This window comes from Escherichia sp. KS167_9B, assembly GCF_030295215.1.
GTDB classification, from domain to species: domain Bacteria; phylum Pseudomonadota; class Gammaproteobacteria; order Enterobacterales; family Enterobacteriaceae; genus Escherichia; species Escherichia coli_F.
Window position 1 is genome coordinate 3,317,303 of the sequence record NZ_AP025754.1, and the last position, 16,759, is coordinate 3,334,061.

Here is a 16,759-nt window from a genome sequence, read left to right on the forward strand (position 1 = left end):
GGAAGAACAAAATGTCATATACACCGATGAGTGATCTCGGACAACAAGGGTTGTTCGACATCACTCGGACACTATTGCAGCAGCCCGATCTGGCCTCGCTGTGTGAGGCTCTTTCGCAATTGGTAAAGCGTTCTGCGCTCGCCGACAATGCAGCTATTGTGTTGTGGCAAGCGCAGACTCAACGTGCGTCTTATTACGCGTCGCGTGAAAAAGACACCCCCATAAATTATGAAGACGAAACTGTTCTGGCACACGGTCCGGTGCGCAGCATTTTGTCGCGCCCTGATACACTGCATTGCAGTTACGAAGAATTTTGTGAAACCTGGCCGCAGCTGGCCGCTGGTGGGCTATACCCCAAATTTGGTCACTATTGCCTGATGCCACTGGCGGCGGAAGGGCATATTTTTGGTGGCTGTGAATTTATTCGTTATGACGATCGCCCGTGGAGTGAAAAAGAGTTCAATCGCCTGCAAACTTTTACGCAGATCATTTCTGTCGTCACCGAACAAATCCAGAGCCGCGTCGTCAATAATGTCGACTATGAGTTGTTATGCCGGGAACGCGATAACTTCCGCATCCTGGTTGCCATCACCAACGCGGTGCTTTCTCGCCTGGATATGGACGAACTGGTCAGCGAAGTCGCCAAAGAAATCCATTACTATTTCGACATTGACGATATCAGCATCGTCTTACGCAGCCACCGTAAAAACAAACTCAACATCTACTCCACTCACTATCTTGATAAACAGCATCCCGCTCACGAACAGAGCGAAGTCGATGAAGCAGGAACCCTCACCGAACGCGTGTTTAAAAGCAAAGAGATGCTGCTGATTAATCTCCACGAGCGAGATAATTTAGCCCCCTACGAACGCATGTTGTTCGACACCTGGGGCAACCAGATTCAAACCTTGTGCCTGTTACCGCTGATGTCTGGCGACACCATGCTGGGCGTGCTGAAACTGGCGCAATGCGAAGAGAAAGTGTTTACCACGACCAATCTGAATTTACTGCGCCAGATTGCCGAACGTGTGGCAATCGCTGTCGATAACGCCCTTGCCTATCAGGAAATTCATCGTCTGAAAGAACGACTGGTTGATGAAAATCTCGCCCTGACCGAGCAGCTCAACAATGTTGATAGTGAATTTGGCGAGATTATTGGTCGCAGTGAAGCCATGTACAGCGTGCTTAAACAAGTTGAAATGGTGGCACAAAGTGACAGTACAGTTCTGATCCTCGGTGAAACTGGCACCGGTAAAGAACTGATTGCCCGCGCGATCCATAATCTCAGTGGGCGTAATAATCGCCGCATGGTAAAAATGAACTGCGCGGCGATGCCTGCCGGATTGTTAGAAAGCGATCTGTTTGGTCATGAGCGTGGTGCGTTTACCGGAGCCAGCGCCCAGCGTATCGGTCGTTTTGAACTGGCGGATAAAAGCTCCCTGTTCCTCGATGAAGTGGGTGATATGCCGCTGGAGTTACAACCGAAGTTGCTGCGTGTATTACAGGAACAGGAGTTTGAACGTCTCGGCAGTAATAAAATTATACAGACGGACGTGCGTTTAATTGCCGCGACTAACCGCGATCTGAAAAAAATGGTTGCCGACCGCGAGTTCCGTAGCGATCTCTATTATCGCCTGAACGTATTCCCGATCCACCTGCCGCCACTACGCGAGCGTCCGGAAGATATTCCGCTGCTGGCGAAAGCCTTTACCTTCAAAATTGCCCGTCGTCTGGGGCGCAATATCGACAGCATTCCTGCCGAAACGTTGCGCGCGTTGAGCAATATGGAGTGGCCAGGTAACGTACGCGAGCTGGAAAACGTCATTGAGCGCGCGGTATTGCTGACACGTGGCAACGTGCTGCAGCTGTCATTGCCTGATATTGCTTTACCGGAACCTAAAACGCCGCCGACTGCAACGGTCGTCGCTCAGGAGGGCGAAGATGAATATCAGCTAATTGTGCGTGTATTAAAAGAGACTAACGGCGTGGTTGCCGGGCCGAAAGGCGCGGCGCAACGTCTGGGACTAAAACGCACCACACTGCTATCACGGATGAAACGACTGGGGATTGATAAATCGGCATTGGTTTAACTGCATGAGGTGCCGGACAGATCTGCCTGTCCGGTATACTATTCACGATTTTTTTTCGGGCGATATTTTTCTGGCAACTCCGGCACCGGACGCTTGTCATCAATGAGATGGCGTACGGTTAGGATCGGATGACGCCACAGCATGCGCGGCCCGGCCCAACGCATAATCTGTTTCATCTCTTCACGCTTTGCAGACTGGTAACAGTGCACCGGACACTGCTTACAGGCGGGTTTGTCTTCGCCGAACACACATTTATCCAGCCGTTTTTGCGCGTAGGCAAACAGCGCTTCGTAATGCTCCGGCTCCGCTGACGCCTGCGGGCATTTCGCTTGATAAAGATCGATCATTTTTTTAATCGTCAGTTTTTCACGAGAGATACGCTTGCCAGACATGCTGCCTCCATACTCTTAAGATGTATTTATATTACAACTTAATTTGAAAGGGGACTATGGCTCTGAAGAAGAAGGGTTCGCCAACTGATACAATTTTGCGTACTTGCTTCATAAGCATCACGCAAAAGCTGCAAAACAGCATCTTTCCCGGAATCACCATCAAGAACTCGCCGTTCGCTTCTTCCCCTGAAATGATTAACTCCGGTATCATGTGCGCCTTATGTGATTACAACGAAAATAAAAACCATCACACCCCATTTAATATCAGGGAACCGGACATAACCCCATGAGTGCAATAGAAAATTTCGATGCCCATACGCCCATGATGCAACAGTATCTCAAGCTGAAAGCCCAGCATCCCGAGATCCTGCTGTTCTACCGGATGGGTGACTTTTACGAACTGTTTTATGACGACGCAAAACGTGCGTCACAACTGCTGGATATTTCACTGACCAAACGCGGCGCTTCCGCGGGAGAGCCGATCCCGATGGCGGGGATTCCATACCATGCGGTGGAAAACTACCTCGCCAAACTGGTGAATCAGGGCGAGTCCGTTGCCATCTGCGAACAAATTGGCGATCCGGCGACCAGCAAAGGTCCGGTTGAGCGCAAAGTTGTGCGTATCGTTACGCCGGGCACCATCAGCGATGAAGCGCTGTTGCAGGAGCGTCAGGACAACCTGCTGGCGGCTATCTGGCAGGACAGTAAAGGTTTCGGCTACGCGACGCTGGATATCAGTTCCGGTCGTTTTCGCCTGAGTGAACCGGCTGACCGCGAAACGATGGCGGCAGAACTGCAACGCACTAATCCGGCGGAACTGCTGTATGCAGAAGATTTTGCTGAAATGTCGCTGATTGAAGGTCGTCGCGGCTTGCGCCGTCGCCCGCTGTGGGAGTTTGAAATCGACACCGCGCGCCAGCAGTTGAATCTACAATTTGGCACTCGCGATCTGGTCGGTTTTGGCGTCGAGAACGCGCCGCGCGGACTTTGTGCAGCCGGTTGTCTGTTGCAGTATGCGAAAGATACTCAACGTACGACTCTGCCGCATATTCGTTCTATCACTATGGAACGTGAGCAGGACAGCATCATTATGGATGCCGCGACGCGTCGTAACCTGGAAATTACCCAGAACCTGGCGGGCGGTGCGGAAAACACGCTGGCTTCCGTGCTCGACTGCACTGTAACGCCGATGGGGAGTCGAATGCTGAAACGCTGGCTGCATATGCCAGTGCGCGATACCCGCGTGTTGCTTGAGCGCCAGCAAACTATTGGCGCATTGCAGGATTTCACCGCTGAGCTGCAGCCGGTACTGCGTCAGGTCGGCGACCTGGAACGTATTCTGGCACGTCTGGCTTTACGGACTGCCCGCCCACGCGATCTGGCCCGTATGCGTCACGCTTTCCAGCAACTGCCGGAGCTGCGTGCACAGTTAGAAAATGTCGATAGTGCACCGGTACAGGCGCTGCGTGAGAAAATGGGCGAGTTTGCCGAGCTGCGCGATCTGCTGGAGCGGGCAATCATCGATACACCGCCGGTGCTGGTACGCGACGGTGGTGTTATCGCATCAGGCTATAACGAAGAGCTGGATGAGTGGCGAGCGCTGGCTGACGGCGCGACAGATTATCTGGAGCGTCTGGAAGTTCGCGAGCGTGAACGTACCGGCCTGGACACGCTGAAAGTCGGCTTTAACGCGGTGCATGGTTATTACATTCAGATCAGCCGTGGACAAAGCCATCTGGCACCCATCAACTATATGCGTCGTCAGACGCTGAAAAACGCCGAACGCTACATTATTCCAGAGCTAAAAGAGTATGAAGACAAAGTACTCACCTCGAAAGGTAAAGCGCTGGCACTGGAAAAACAGCTTTATGAAGAGTTGTTCGACCTGCTGTTGCCGCATCTGGAGGCGTTGCAACAGAGCGCGAGCGCACTGGCAGAACTCGACGTACTGGTGAACCTGGCGGAACGGGCCTATACCCTGAACTACACCTGCCCGACCTTCATTGATAAACCGGGTATTCGCATTACCGAAGGTCGCCATCCGGTAGTTGAACAGGTACTGAATGAGCCGTTTATCGCTAACCCGCTGAACCTGTCGCCGCAGCGTCGCATGTTGATCATCACCGGTCCGAACATGGGCGGTAAAAGTACCTATATGCGCCAGACCGCACTGATTGCGCTGATGGCCTATATCGGCAGCTACGTACCGGCGCAAAAAGTCGAGATTGGCCCGATTGACCGTATCTTTACCCGTGTGGGCGCGGCTGACGATCTGGCATCCGGGCGTTCAACCTTTATGGTGGAGATGACCGAAACCGCCAATATTCTGCATAACGCCACGGAGTACAGCCTGGTGTTGATGGATGAGATTGGGCGCGGAACGTCCACTTACGATGGTCTGTCGCTGGCATGGGCGTGCGCTGAAAATCTGGCGAATAAGATTAAAGCGTTGACGTTGTTTGCTACCCACTACTTTGAACTGACTCAACTGCCGGAGAAAATGGAAGGCGTCGCCAACGTGCATCTTGATGCGCTGGAGCACGGCGATACCATTGCCTTTATGCACAGTGTGCAGGATGGCGCGGCGAGCAAAAGCTACGGCCTGGCGGTTGCTGCTCTGGCGGGCGTGCCAAAAGAGGTGATTAAGCGCGCACGGCAAAAACTGCGTGAACTGGAAAGCATTTCGCCGAACGCCGCCGCTACGCAAGTGGATGGTACGCAAATGTCTTTGCTGTCAGTACCGGAAGAAACCTCGCCAGCGGTCGAAGCACTGGAAAATCTCGACCCGGATTCACTGACTCCGCGTCAGGCGCTGGAGTGGATTTACCGCTTGAAGAGTTTGCTGTAATGGCATAATCCCCGATGGCCTTCCCATCGGGGATTATTAATTATTATTGGCTCAATAACAGATGGAGTATAATTAAAATCAGGACTCAACAATTAATTCATGGAATGTATGAAAAAGTTAATTTTATTTACTCTACTAATTTTGCATTTTCCTCTTACAGGTTATTGTGCCAAAGAACCCTCGCTTGATGATCTTATCCAGGCTGAACAACGTTATTCTAAAAACAAACAGGAAAACCTGAAAAATATCATCGCAAAGGCACAAGGCGGCGATAAATCTGCGCAAAAAGGATTGGGAATTGTTTACCAGGAAGGGGTAACGGGGGTTAAAAACCGCGATAAAGCATTTTACTGGTTTAATCTGGCAGCCAGTCAGGGAGATGACATTGCGCAATTTTATGTCGGGCTTTTATATCATCAGGGAGATGAAGACACACCGCCGGATTACCAGAATGCCATTCACTGGTATGAGAAATCAGCCAGACAGGGAAATCTTCAGGCACAGATAAACTGTGCCAATATCTATCAGTTTGGTCCAGAGAAGTTCCATGATATCGATAAAGCAAAATCCTGGCTCGTTAAAGCGGCGCAAAAGGGAAACCCCATTGCACATGCTAATTTAGGGCTCCTCGCAGCCGAGGAAAAGAATTATCTCCAGGCTGCGACATATCTTAAGTTTGCCGCAGAAAAAGGCGACAAAATTGGTCAGTATAATTATGGTACGCTCTTTTTAACGGGCGATGGTGTACCCGCTGATATTAAACAGGCTAAATACTGGTTTGAAAAAGCTGCCGCACAAGATTTACCTCATGCCCAAATATCCTTAGGCCGCATTTACGCCTGGGGCATTGATGAGAACGGTGTGGATAAAGACAAAGCGCTATACTGGTTACATAAAGCAGAAGCAGCTGGCGCAATCACTGATGTCGAGATTAACACCATTCTGTTTCAGAAGCCGGAATAATTCTTTTTACGGAACGCGATCAATGCCAGATATTCGTTATCGTAAAATTGAAACCACTCATTATCGCCATATCTGGGTGGTAGGTGACATTCATGGAGATTATCAATTATTGCAATCCCGCCTGCACCAATTATCTTTTTGCCCTGAAACCGACTTACTTATTTCTGTCGGCGATAATATTGATCGTGGGCCGGAGAGTCTTAACGTGCTGCGCCTGCTAAACCAGCCCTGGTTTACATCGGTTAAAGGCAACCATGAAGCGATGGCATTGGATGCGTTCGCGACCGGCGATGGCAATATGTGGCTTGCCAGCGGTGGCGACTGGTTCTTTGAGTTAAGTGATACGGAACAAAAAGAAGCAATAGACCTGTTGCTACGTTTTCATAATCTTCCGCATATTGTTGAAATCACTAACGACATAATAAAATATGTCATCGCGCATGCAGATTATCCGGGGAATGAATATCTCTTTGGCAAAGAAATAGCGGAGAGAGAATTGCTCTGGCCTGTTGATCGCGTACTGAAATCGCTCAAAGGCGAGTTACAGGAAATAAACGGCGCCGACTGCTTTATCTTCGGTCATATGATGTTTGATAACATCCAGACGTTCGCAAACCAGATTTATATTGATACCGGATCGCCGAAAAGCGGGCGGCTGTCATTTTATAAAATCAAATAACGTGGCCGGGTAAAGCAAAGCCTCTACCCGGCCCTTTTTTATTAGCGCTTATCTGCCGCCAGCAGCGGCGGAATGCTCGGCACCATCGGTGCGTCATCAATATCTTTTTGAGTCATACGGAACGCTTGCGGGTAATGTTCGCGGCTGGTGCGGCGTAGCGGTTCAGTATCGCGCCAGGTATAAAGGCAATGCTGGCACTGGTAGACCGTCCAGACATCTTTCACCGGCGATTTCGCCATCACTTCAATCTGTTCATCGGCACAACGTGGACAAATCATCTTGTTCTCCTTATTTACGTGCGGCCAGCATAGCGGTCAGTTTTTCAGCCCAGGCTTTGGTTTCCGGTAAGTCCACCACCGGCTGGCTGTAGTGACCACGGTTGTCCGGGGCGACAGGCGTAGTGGCGTCGATAATCAGCTTATCGGTGATCCCCGCCGGGCTTGAGCCAGGGTCGAGTTCCAGTACTGACATATTCGGCAACTGCACCAGATCCCCTGCCGGGTTCACTTTCGACGAAAGCGCCCACATCACCTGCGGCAGGTTGAACGGATCAACGTCTTCATCGACCATAATCACCATCTTCACGTAGCCCAGACCGTGCGGCGTGGTCATCGCACGCAGGCCCACCGCGCGGGCAAAGCCGCCGTAGCGTTTTTTGGTGGAGATAATCGCCAGCAGGCCGTGGGTGTACATGGCGTTCACCGCCTGCACTTCCGGGAACTCGGCTTTCAGTTGCTGATACAGCGGCACACAGGTGGCTGGCCCCATCAGATAGTCGATTTCGGTCCACGGCATACCGAGATAGAGCGATTCAAAAATCGGTTTGGTGCGGTAAGAGACTTTATCGATGCGCACTACGGTCATGTTGCGCCCGCCGGAGTAGTGGCCGGTAAATTCACCGAACGGCCCTTCAATCTCGCGTTTACGGCTTTCGATTACCCCTTCGAGGATCACCTCCGAGCCCCACGGCACATCAAAACCGGTCAGCGGGGCGGTGGCGATCGGGTACGGGCTTTCGCGTAGTGCGCCAGCCATTTCGTACTCTGATTGATCGTATTTCAGCGGGGTGGCGCCCATCAGGGTGATGATCGGATCGTTACCCAGCGTGATGGCAATTGGCAAATCTTCACCACGTTCTTCCGCTTTATGCAGATGCAGGGCGATATCGTGCATCGGCACCGGTTGCAGGCCGAGCTTACGCTTACCCTTCACTTCCATGCGATAGATGCCGACATTCTGCTTGCCGAAGTTATCCGGGTCGAGCGGATCGCGGGAAACCACGCAGGCTTTGTCGAGATAGAAACCGCCATCGCCATCGTTTAAACGAAACAGCGGCAGGATATCGAACAGGTTAATCTCTTCGCCATCGACGGTGTTCTGCGCCCACGCTGGATTAGCGCGGCGTTCCGGGGCAATCGGGAAGTTATCCCAGCGGCGGATAAACTCATCAATCTGTTTTTTAACCGGGGTGTTTGGCGGCAGGCCGAGGGAAATCGCGTGGTTCTGCCAGGAACCGATAGTGTTCATCGCCACGCGGGCATCGGTAAAGCCGCGAATATTGTCAAACCACAGCGCCGGTGCACCGTCGCCGATACGCCCAGTGGCGTTGGCAGCGGCTGCCAGATCCGGCTCGGCGTTCACTTCTTCACTGATTTTCAGTAACTGACCGTAGTCATCAAGCGCCTGTAAAAAGCTGCGTAAATCATCAAATGCCATTATTCATTCTCCTGGGAAAAATTCCGGGCCTGCGGCAATCCTTGCCAGCGCCTGGCGTGAGGATGTTCGAGGCCAAATTGATCCAGCACGCGGGCTACCACGTGGTGGACAATGTCATCTACCGTTTCGGGATGGTTATAAAAGGCAGGCATCGGCGGCACCATCGCCACGCCCATGCGCGAAAGTGCGAGCATATTTTCGAGATGGATGGTGCTAAGCGGCATTTCACGCGGCACCAGCACCAGTTTGCGGCCTTCTTTGAGCACGACGTCCGCCGCGCGCCCTACCAGGCCATCGGCGTAACCAGCGCGGATACCGGCGAGCGTTTTCATACTGCACGGAATAACGATCATGCCGTCGGTACGAAAGGAACCTGAGGAGATGGTTGCGGCCTGATCCGCCGGGTTATGGCAGAAGTCTGCGAGGGCAGCAACATCGCGGGCGTTGTAAAGCGTTTCCAGTTCAATGGTGGTTTTCGCCCACTTCGACATCACCAGATGAGTCTCGACATTCGGCATCTCCCGCAGCGCTTGCAGTAATGCCACACCAAGAGGCGCTCCGGTGGCCCCTGTCATCCCGACGATCAGTCTCATTGTTAATTCTCTTAATTGTTCGTATACGAACGTTATTATTAAAATACGCCTCTGTTCTCATCGCGGCAAGCACTGAAAAGTAACAACATCCCCTGCGTCACTGAAAAACCGCTATGATAGCGGCAGATAGTTTGCCCGGAGTTTACATGGCGTTACGAAATAAAGCGTTCCATCAGTTACGACAGCTTTTTCAGCAGCACACATCTCGCTGGCAGCACGAGCTACCTGACCTGACCAAACCGCAGTACGCGGTGATGCGCGCCATTGCTGATAAGCCTGGCATCGAACAGGTTGCGCTGATGGAAGCAGCAGTCAGCACCAAAGCAACGCTGGCAGAAATGCTGGCACGAATGGAAAATCGTGGCTTAGTCAGACGAGAACATGACTCTGCTGATAAGCGGCGACGCTTTGTCTGGCTGACTGCCGAAGGAGAAAAGGTACTTGCTGCGGCGATACCGATTGGTGACAGTGTGGATGAGGAATTTTTGGGGCGTTTGAGTGGAGAAGAGCAGGAGCTGTTTATGCAGCTGGTGCGCAAGATGATGAGCAAATAGGATGCTGATTGCCGGATGGGACGCTGACGTGTCTTATCCAGGCGACAAAACACACCAACTCCCCATACAAAAGAAAAAGGCCAGCCTCATAAGAGACTGGCCTTTCTGACAGATGCTTACTTATTCGCGGAACAGCGCTTCGATATTCAGCCCCTGCGTTTGCAGGATTTCGCGCAAACGGCGCAGGCCTTCAACCTGAATCTGGCGAACACGTTCACGGGTGAGGCCAATTTCACGACCTACATCTTCCAGTGTTGCCGCTTCGTACCCCAGCAAACCGAATCGACGTGCCAGCACTTCACGCTGTTTGGCGTTCAGTTCGAACAGCCATTTGACGATGCTTTGTTTCATATCGTCATCTTGCGTGGTATCTTCCGGGCCGTTTTCTTTTTCATCGGCCAGGATGTCCAGCAACGCTTTTTCGGAATCTCCACCCAGCGGGGTGTCCACCGAGGTAATGCGCTCGTTAAGACGAAGCATACGGCTGACGTCATCAACTGGCTTATCCAGTTGCTCTGCGATCTCTTCCGCACTTGGTTCGTGGTCCAGTTTATGCGACAACTCACGTGCGGTTCGCAGGTAAACGTTCAGCTCCTTTACGATGTGAATCGGCAAACGAATAGTACGGGTTTGGTTCATAATCGCCCGCTCGATCGTCTGGCGAATCCACCAGGTTGCGTATGTTGAGAAGCGGAAACCACGTTCCGGGTCAAACTTCTCTACCGCGCGGATCAGCCCCAGGTTGCCCTCTTCGATAAGATCCAGCAAAGCCAGACCACGATTGCCATAACGGCGGGCAATTTTTACCACCAGACGCAAGTTACTCTCGATCATCCGGCGGCGGGAGGCAACATCTCCTCGCAGTGCGCGACGCGCAAAATAAACTTCTTCTTCGGCCGTTAACAGTGGTGAATAACCAATCTCACCAAGGTAAAGCTGAGTCGCGTCCAACACACGCTGTGTGGCCCCTTGCGATAACAGTTCCTCTTCGGCCAAATCGTTATCACTGGGTTCCTCTTCTACTAAGGCCTTTTCGTCAAAAACCTCAACTCCGTTCTCATCAAATTCCGCATCTTCATTTAAATCATGAACTTTCAGCGTATTCTGACTCATAAGGTGGCTCCTACCCGTGATCCCTTGACGGAACATTCAAGCAAAAGCCTGGTTCCGCCGATTTATCGCTGCGGCAAATAGCGCAGCGGGTTTACGGATTTCCCCTTGTAACGAATTTCAAAATGCAAGCGTGTTGAACTGGTTCCGGTGCTACCCATAGTCGCTATTTTTTGCCCCGCCTTCACTTCTTGTTGTTCCCGGACCAGCATTGTGTCGTTATGGGCGTAGGCACTCAGGTAATCATCATTATGTTTGATGATAATCAGATTACCGTAGCCGCGCAGCGCGTTACCGGCATAAACAACGCGGCCATCTGCGGTCGCGATAATTGCCTGTCCTTTGCTGCCTGCGATATCAATCCCCTTGTTACCCCCCTCAGAAGCACCAAAGGTTTCGATCACTTTGCCCTCAGTCGGCCAGCGCCAGGTGGAGATAGGCGCACTGGTTGATGTACTGCTGACAGTCGGCTCGGTTGTGCTTGCTGTTGGTACCGTTACAGGCGCTGTGACCGTGGTCCCAGTTGGCTTGTTGTTCGGCAACATTTTGTTAGCACTCTGTTCACCCGAAGACTCAGAATACGTAATTGTCGGTTGCGACGCAACAGCAACGGTGGAATTTTGTGCAGGCTTGATCACAACTCCTTGCTCTGCTGCATCGGCCTGGGTAATGGCATTTCCACCAGTGATTGGCGTACCGGAAGCATTACCCACCTGTAAGGTCTGACCTACATTCAGCGCGTATGGTGCCTGAATATTGTTGCGCTGAGCAAGGTCACGGAAATCATTGCCAGTAATCCAGGCGATATAGAAAAGTGTGTCGCCTTTTTTCACGGTGTATGTACTGCCGCTATAACTGCCTTTCGGAATGTTCCCATACTGACGGTTGTAGACGATGCGTCCGTTTTCCATCTGTACCGGCTGCTGAGCTACTGGCTGCACTGGCTGGATTTGCGGTTGTTGTGCAGATTGAATTTGTGGCTGCTGTACCGGCTGAATTTGCGGTTGCTGCGTTGTAGACGTCGTCCCCATTTTCGGCGGCGGCGTAATCAACATACCAGAATTGGTGTTTGCAGACGCATTGCCATTAACGGAGCTGACCGGTGCCGGTGGATTTGAAGTGTCAGAACAGCCTGCCAGCCATAGCGAAACCAGTGACAAAGCCGCAATGCGGCGAACGGTGAATTTTGGGCTTCCCGCGCTCATTTATCCCCCAAGAAAAATTGGTTAATAACCAGTGACATAATTACCGTGCAAGGCACCATACTGAACACTGGAAAAGATGTTCACGATACGCTGACCTGCGGCAAAATAACCAGGAAAAATCCAGGTATTTCCTCACGTTTTAAGCCAGCTCACCCTTCACTAAAGGGACAAAGCGCACGGCCTCCACGGTATCGATAATAAATTCGCCTCCCCGACGACGCACCCGTTTCAAATACTGGTGCTCCTCCCCTACGGGTAAGACGAGAATCCCGCCTTCGTCCAGCTGCGTCATTAGCGCAGTTGGAATTTCCGGCGGTGCCGCCGTAACAATGATAGCGTCAAACGGCGCACGTGCCTGCCAACCTTGCCATCCATCGCCATGACGGGTTGAAACATTATGTAAATCAAGGTTTTTCAGGCGGCGACGCGCCTGCCACTGCAAGCCTTTAATACGTTCAACCGAGCAAACATGCTGAACAAGATGCGCCAGAATTGCCGTTTGATATCCCGAACCGGTGCCAATTTCCAGCACCCGCGACTGCGGCGTCAGCTCGAGTAATTCGGTCATTCGCGCCACCATATACGGCTGCGAAATTGTCTGCCCCTGACCTATCGGCAAGGCGATATTGTCCCAGGCTTTTTGTTCAAACGCTTCATCAACGAATTTTTCACGCGGCACGGCGGCAAGTGCATTCAGCACCTGCTCATCCTGAATACCTTGCGCACGTAATTGATCCAGAAGTGCTTGTACGCGTCTGCTTACCATTGCGTGCCAACTCCCACGCTGTTTAACCAGTCTGAAACCACATCTTGCGCGCTATGCGCAGTTAAATCCACATGCAGCGGCGTGATAGAGACATAGCCCTCATCGACCGCAGCAAAATCGGTCCCCGGACCGGCATCGCACTTACCACCCGGCGGGCCAATCCAGTACAGCGTATTGCCGCGCGGATCTTGCTGCGGGATCACCTGATCTGCCGGATGTCGGGTACCGCAGCGCGTCACGCGAATACCTTTGATTTGATCCAACGGTAAATCCGGTACGTTAATATTGAGAATACGCCCGGTGCGCAACGGCTCTTTACACAGAGCTCGCAAAATGGAACAGGTTACCGCCGCGGCAGTGTCGTAATGTTTATGCCCGTCAAGCGAGACAGCAAGCGCCGGAAATCCTAAATGACGGCCCTCCATCGCGGCGGCTACCGTACCGGAATAGATAACATCATCCCCCAGATTCGGCCCGGCGTTAATCCCCGACACAACAATGTCCGGGCGCGGACGCATCAGAGCATTCACGCCAAGATAGACGCAATCGGTCGGGGTTCCCATTTGCACAGCAATATCACCATTTTCAAAGGTAAACGTGCGCAAGGAGGATTCCAGTGTCAGAGAATTTGAAGCGCCGCTGCGGTTACGATCTGGGGCGACCACCTGAACGTCAGCAAACTCACGCAAGGCTTTCGCCAGCGTTTGTATACCGGGTGCATGTACCCCGTCATCATTACTCAGCAATATGCGCATAATCACCTGTTGTGTTGATAAGTTCCCTGACAACGCTGGTCGCAAAACTGCCTGCCGGAAGCCAGAAACGGATTTCTACGGTGACGTCATCCCACCAGTTCCAGCTTAATTGTTGCGGATACAGCAGCATCGCTCTGCGCGCGGCTTCAACTTTTTCGCGCACCAGTAAGGCTTGCAATTCAGTTTCTTCGGCGACAGCTGCTTGTTCGAATGCCAGCGCTTCACGCTGAGTTCCCCATTCGCCACTGCCCGGCAATGCAGCAGTAATCATCAGCTCTTTATCGTTGACGCGACGCTGTAATTCCGCCAGTTCTTCATTGGAGGCAACAAACCAGCTGCCACGTCCGGCTAATTGTAGCGCATCGCCGTCAACAACTTGATTAACGTCTGCTTTTTTGAGGCGCTCAGCAACAATCTGATTAAACAACGCACTGCGGGCTGCCGACAACCAAAAACTCCGTTTATTGCGATCACGCACCGGAGTATTGGTTTGCGCCCAGCGCAGCGCACCCTGCAAGTTGCTGCCGCTAATACCAAAACGTTGGGCACCAAAGTAGTTCGGTACACCTTTTACGCAAATATCGATCAGACGTTGTTCAACGTCATCACGATTGCTCACTTCGCGGAGTACCAGGGTAAAAGCGTTACCTTTCAGCGCCCCTAAACGCAGCTTACGCTTGTGCCGCGCATACTCCAGCACCTGACAACCTTCCAGTTGAAAAGCACTGAGATCGGGCATCTCTTTGCCTGGCACGCGAGCGCATAACCACTGTTCCGTAACAGCATGTTTGTCTTTTTGCCCAGCGAAGCTGACTTCACGGGCATGAATTTTCAGGAATTTCGCCAGTGCATCCGCCACAAAACGGGTATTACAGCCGTTTTTGAGGATTCTAACCAGAATATGCTCACCTTCACCATCAGGCTCAAAGCCCAAATCTTCCACCACCACAAAGTCTTCCGGATTGGCTTTCAGCAGCCCGGTACCTTGCGGTTTACCGTGGAGGTAAGTGAGATTATCAAACTCAATCATTTTGTTGCCTTAATGAGTAGCGCCACCGCTTCACAGGCAATCCCTTCCCCACGCCCGGTAAATCCTAATTTTTCCGTAGTAGTGGCTTTCACGTTAACATCATCCATATGGCAGCCGAGATCTTCGGCAATAAACACGCGCATTTGTGGAATATGCGGCAACATCTTCGGTGCCTGAGCGATGATAGTGACATCGACGTTACCGAGGGTATACCCCTTCGCCTGAATACGACGCCAGGCTTCGCGCAGCAATTCGCGGCTGTCGGCCCCTTTAAATGATGGATCGGTATCCGGGAACAGCTTGCCGATATCCCCCAACGCCGCTGCACCAAGCAATGCATCGGTCAGCGCATGTAACGCCACGTCGCCATCAGAATGCGCCAGCAACCCTTTTTCGTAAGGAATGCGTACGCCACCAATGATAATTGGGCCTTCACCGCCAAAGGCGTGTACGTCAAAACCGTGTCCAATTCGCATTATGTATTCTCCTGATGGATGGTTCGGGTGAGGTAAAACTCGGCCAGTGCCAAATCTTCCGGACGCGTGACTTTAATGTTATCCGCGCGGCCTTCGACCAACTGCGGATGGAATCCGCAATATTCCAGCGCCGAGGCTTCGTCGGTAATAGTCGCACCTTCATTTAAAGCGCGCGTCAGACAGTCATGTAACAGCTCACGAGGGAAAAATTGCGGCGTCAGCGCGTGCCATAAGCCGTTGCGATCAACGGTATGAGCAATGGCATTTTTGCCAGGTTCGGCACGTTTCATGGTATCGCGCACCGGTGCGGCGAGGATCCCCCCTGTGCGACTGGTTTCGCTCAACGCCAACAATCGCGCAAGGTCATCCTGATGCAGACAAGGACGAGCGGCGTCATGCACCAATACCCACTGCGCGCCGTCAGCGGCTTTCAGACCTGCCAGCACGGAATCGGCACGCTCATTACCGCCATCTACAACGGTAATTTGCGGATGATTCGCCAGAGGAAGTTGTGCAAAGCGGCTATCGCCAGGACTTATGGCAATGACGACACGAGTCACCCGGGGATGCGCCAGCAGCGCATGCACCGAGTGTTCAAGAATGGTTTGATTACCGATTGAGAGATATTGCTTAGGACATTCCGTTTGCATTCGACGGCCAAATCCGGCCGCCGGAACCACGGCGCAAACATCCAAATGAGTGGTTGCCATGTTAATTCCCGGGCTGATTTATCGAGTGTTTTGCCCCGCAGACTGTGCGCGTTTCGACGCGTCAGGCACCAGACGATAAAAAGTTTCGCCCGGCCTGGTCATGCTGAGTTCATTACGCGCACGCTCTTCGAGCGCCTCCTGGCCGCCATTGAGATCGTCAATTTCGGCAAAAAGTTGATCGTTTCGCGCTTTAAGTTTCGCGTTTGTAGCTTGCTGTGCCGCCACATCATCATTGACGCGGGTATAGTCATGTATACCGTTCTTACCGAACCACAGCGAATACTGTAGCCAGACCAGAATAGCCAGCAACAGCAGCGTTAGTTTACCCATCCTGCCCCCTGAAAAACGGCATCATCATCCCATGCATCCGAAGACGACTCTACATCCTCTGTTGGGGATACCGCGACAACGCGGGCAAATGTACCACATTTGTCCATTGTTACGTATACCCAGGGCGTGCAGAACATAATCTCATTATTCGTTACGGTTTGAATTATGAACAGAGGAGACGGGAAAGTACAAATTAGCCCAGTAGCCACATAAACAGTGCGCCAAACATAATGCCGACTGTCACCAGGGTGAAAACAATACTGTAGCGTAGCTTTCCGTCCATCAATGAATGCAGTGCAATCCCCACCACCACCGCGACAGGCATCAGTGCCAGAAAGAAAGGCCAGGTGTAGATAAAGAAGAACAGCGTGTTAGAGCCATAAATCAACATCGGCATCGCCAGCGCAAATAACCAGGAGACAAAACCGACCACAGCACCTGGCAGTGACCATGTGGTTTCTTCATCCTCAGTAAGGCTGTCGTTATTTGTTAGTGTAATGTTATGGCTATTACGCATATTTGATCCTGTAACTTTGACGGAC

Annotated in this window: 19 protein-coding genes; 5 read left to right on the forward strand and 14 right to left on the reverse strand. The window is 52.0% G+C overall.

From position 1 onward, the window contains the following. The first annotated feature begins 11 nt into the window (after positions 1-11). Complete coding sequence (gene flhA, locus QUE34_RS16680; protein ID WP_032184993.1) at positions 12-2,090, forward strand: formate hydrogenlyase transcriptional activator FlhA; 2,079 nt, start codon at positions 12-14, stop codon at positions 2,088-2,090. A gap of 38 nt (positions 2,091-2,128) precedes the next feature. Here flhA and QUE34_RS16685 read toward each other — a convergent pair whose 3' ends face one another. After that, positions 2,129-2,482 carry a nitrous oxide-stimulated promoter family protein gene (locus QUE34_RS16685; protein WP_032303650.1) on the reverse strand — a complete coding sequence of 118 codons (354 nt, stop codon included), beginning with the start codon at positions 2,480-2,482 and terminating at the stop codon, positions 2,129-2,131. A gap of 31 nt (positions 2,483-2,513) precedes the next feature. Then, the gene (locus tag QUE34_RS16690; RefSeq protein WP_032303651.1) at positions 2,514-2,693 is read right to left on the reverse strand and encodes a hypothetical protein; all 180 of its coding nucleotides are present in this window, start codon (positions 2,691-2,693) and stop codon (positions 2,514-2,516) included. 75 nt (positions 2,694-2,768) lie between these two features. Between QUE34_RS16690 and mutS the strand changes: the two genes are divergently transcribed. The 3 genes from mutS (at position 2,769) to pphB (ending at position 6,972) form a co-directional block, all read left to right on the forward strand. Next, the gene (mutS, locus tag QUE34_RS16695; protein ID WP_032303652.1) at positions 2,769-5,330 is read left to right on the forward strand and encodes a DNA mismatch repair protein MutS; all 2,562 of its coding nucleotides are present in this window, start codon (positions 2,769-2,771) and stop codon (positions 5,328-5,330) included. Positions 5,331-5,438: 108 nt separating this feature from the next. Continuing rightward, entirely contained in the window at positions 5,439-6,293 is an 855-nt protein-coding gene (locus tag QUE34_RS16700; RefSeq protein ID WP_050486622.1) for a tetratricopeptide repeat protein, read from the forward strand. Positions 6,294-6,315: 22 nt separating this feature from the next. Continuing rightward, the gene (gene pphB, locus QUE34_RS16705) at positions 6,316-6,972 is read left to right on the forward strand and encodes a protein-serine/threonine phosphatase (RefSeq protein WP_032303653.1); all 657 of its coding nucleotides are present in this window, start codon (positions 6,316-6,318) and stop codon (positions 6,970-6,972) included. A 41-nt stretch (positions 6,973-7,013) separates the two neighbouring features. Here the strand turns inward: pphB and QUE34_RS16710 are convergent, their stop codons facing one another. The 3 genes from QUE34_RS16710 to QUE34_RS16720 are packed head-to-tail and all read right to left on the reverse strand — an operon-like array spanning position 7,014 to position 9,281. Then, positions 7,014-7,250: a non-oxidative hydroxyarylic acid decarboxylases subunit D gene (locus QUE34_RS16710; RefSeq protein ID WP_000562985.1), complete on the reverse strand. Its 237-nt coding sequence runs from the start codon at positions 7,248-7,250 to the stop codon at positions 7,014-7,016. A 10-nt stretch (positions 7,251-7,260) separates the two neighbouring features. Then, complete coding sequence (locus QUE34_RS16715) at positions 7,261-8,688, reverse strand: non-oxidative hydroxyarylic acid decarboxylases subunit C (RefSeq protein WP_032303654.1); 1,428 nt, start codon at positions 8,686-8,688, stop codon at positions 7,261-7,263. Further along, the gene (locus QUE34_RS16720) at positions 8,688-9,281 is read right to left on the reverse strand and encodes a non-oxidative hydroxyarylic acid decarboxylases subunit B (RefSeq protein ID WP_032303655.1); all 594 of its coding nucleotides are present in this window, start codon (positions 9,279-9,281) and stop codon (positions 8,688-8,690) included. Before QUE34_RS16720 ends, QUE34_RS16715 begins: the two co-directional genes overlap by 1 nt. A gap of 146 nt (positions 9,282-9,427) precedes the next feature. Between QUE34_RS16720 and QUE34_RS16725 the strand changes: the two genes are divergently transcribed. Beyond that, complete coding sequence (locus tag QUE34_RS16725) at positions 9,428-9,835, forward strand: MarR family winged helix-turn-helix transcriptional regulator (RefSeq protein WP_001208086.1); 408 nt, start codon at positions 9,428-9,430, stop codon at positions 9,833-9,835. 120 nt (positions 9,836-9,955) lie between these two features. Here QUE34_RS16725 and rpoS read toward each other — a convergent pair whose 3' ends face one another. The 9 genes from rpoS to QUE34_RS16770 form a co-directional block, all read right to left on the reverse strand. After that, positions 9,956-10,948 (reverse strand): RNA polymerase sigma factor RpoS, encoded by a 993-nt coding sequence (gene rpoS / locus QUE34_RS16730; protein ID WP_000081550.1) that lies wholly within the window; start codon positions 10,946-10,948, stop codon positions 9,956-9,958. A 62-nt stretch (positions 10,949-11,010) separates the two neighbouring features. Next, positions 11,011-12,105 carry a murein hydrolase activator NlpD gene (nlpD, locus tag QUE34_RS16735; protein WP_308063818.1) on the reverse strand — a complete coding sequence of 365 codons (1,095 nt, stop codon included), beginning with the start codon at positions 12,103-12,105 and terminating at the stop codon, positions 11,011-11,013. A 184-nt stretch (positions 12,106-12,289) separates the two neighbouring features. Beyond that, positions 12,290-12,916: a protein-L-isoaspartate O-methyltransferase gene (gene pcm / locus QUE34_RS16740; protein WP_000254708.1), complete on the reverse strand. Its 627-nt coding sequence runs from the start codon at positions 12,914-12,916 to the stop codon at positions 12,290-12,292. Next, positions 12,910-13,671 (reverse strand): 5'/3'-nucleotidase SurE, encoded by a 762-nt coding sequence (gene surE, locus QUE34_RS16745; RefSeq protein WP_001295182.1) that lies wholly within the window; start codon positions 13,669-13,671, stop codon positions 12,910-12,912. Before surE ends, pcm begins: the two co-directional genes overlap by 7 nt. Next, positions 13,652-14,701: a tRNA pseudouridine(13) synthase TruD gene (gene truD / locus QUE34_RS16750; RefSeq protein ID WP_000568944.1), complete on the reverse strand. Its 1,050-nt coding sequence runs from the start codon at positions 14,699-14,701 to the stop codon at positions 13,652-13,654. Before truD ends, surE begins: the two co-directional genes overlap by 20 nt. Continuing rightward, positions 14,698-15,177: a 2-C-methyl-D-erythritol 2,4-cyclodiphosphate synthase gene (ispF, locus tag QUE34_RS16755; RefSeq protein ID WP_001219246.1), complete on the reverse strand. Its 480-nt coding sequence runs from the start codon at positions 15,175-15,177 to the stop codon at positions 14,698-14,700. Before ispF ends, truD begins: the two co-directional genes overlap by 4 nt. After that, positions 15,177-15,887, reverse strand: a complete 711-nt coding sequence (ispD, locus tag QUE34_RS16760; protein WP_032303660.1) for a 2-C-methyl-D-erythritol 4-phosphate cytidylyltransferase — start codon at positions 15,885-15,887, stop codon at positions 15,177-15,179. Before ispD ends, ispF begins: the two co-directional genes overlap by 1 nt. Positions 15,888-15,905: 18 nt before the next feature. Then, positions 15,906-16,217, reverse strand: coding sequence for a cell division protein FtsB (gene ftsB, locus QUE34_RS16765; RefSeq protein ID WP_000517477.1), 312 nt, complete (start codon positions 16,215-16,217; stop codon positions 15,906-15,908). A 193-nt stretch (positions 16,218-16,410) separates the two neighbouring features. Continuing rightward, on the reverse strand, positions 16,411-16,734 hold the full coding sequence (locus tag QUE34_RS16770; protein WP_001246111.1) for a DUF3561 family protein: 324 nt from the start codon (positions 16,732-16,734) through the stop codon (positions 16,411-16,413). Between the last annotated feature and the right edge of the window lie 25 nt (positions 16,735-16,759).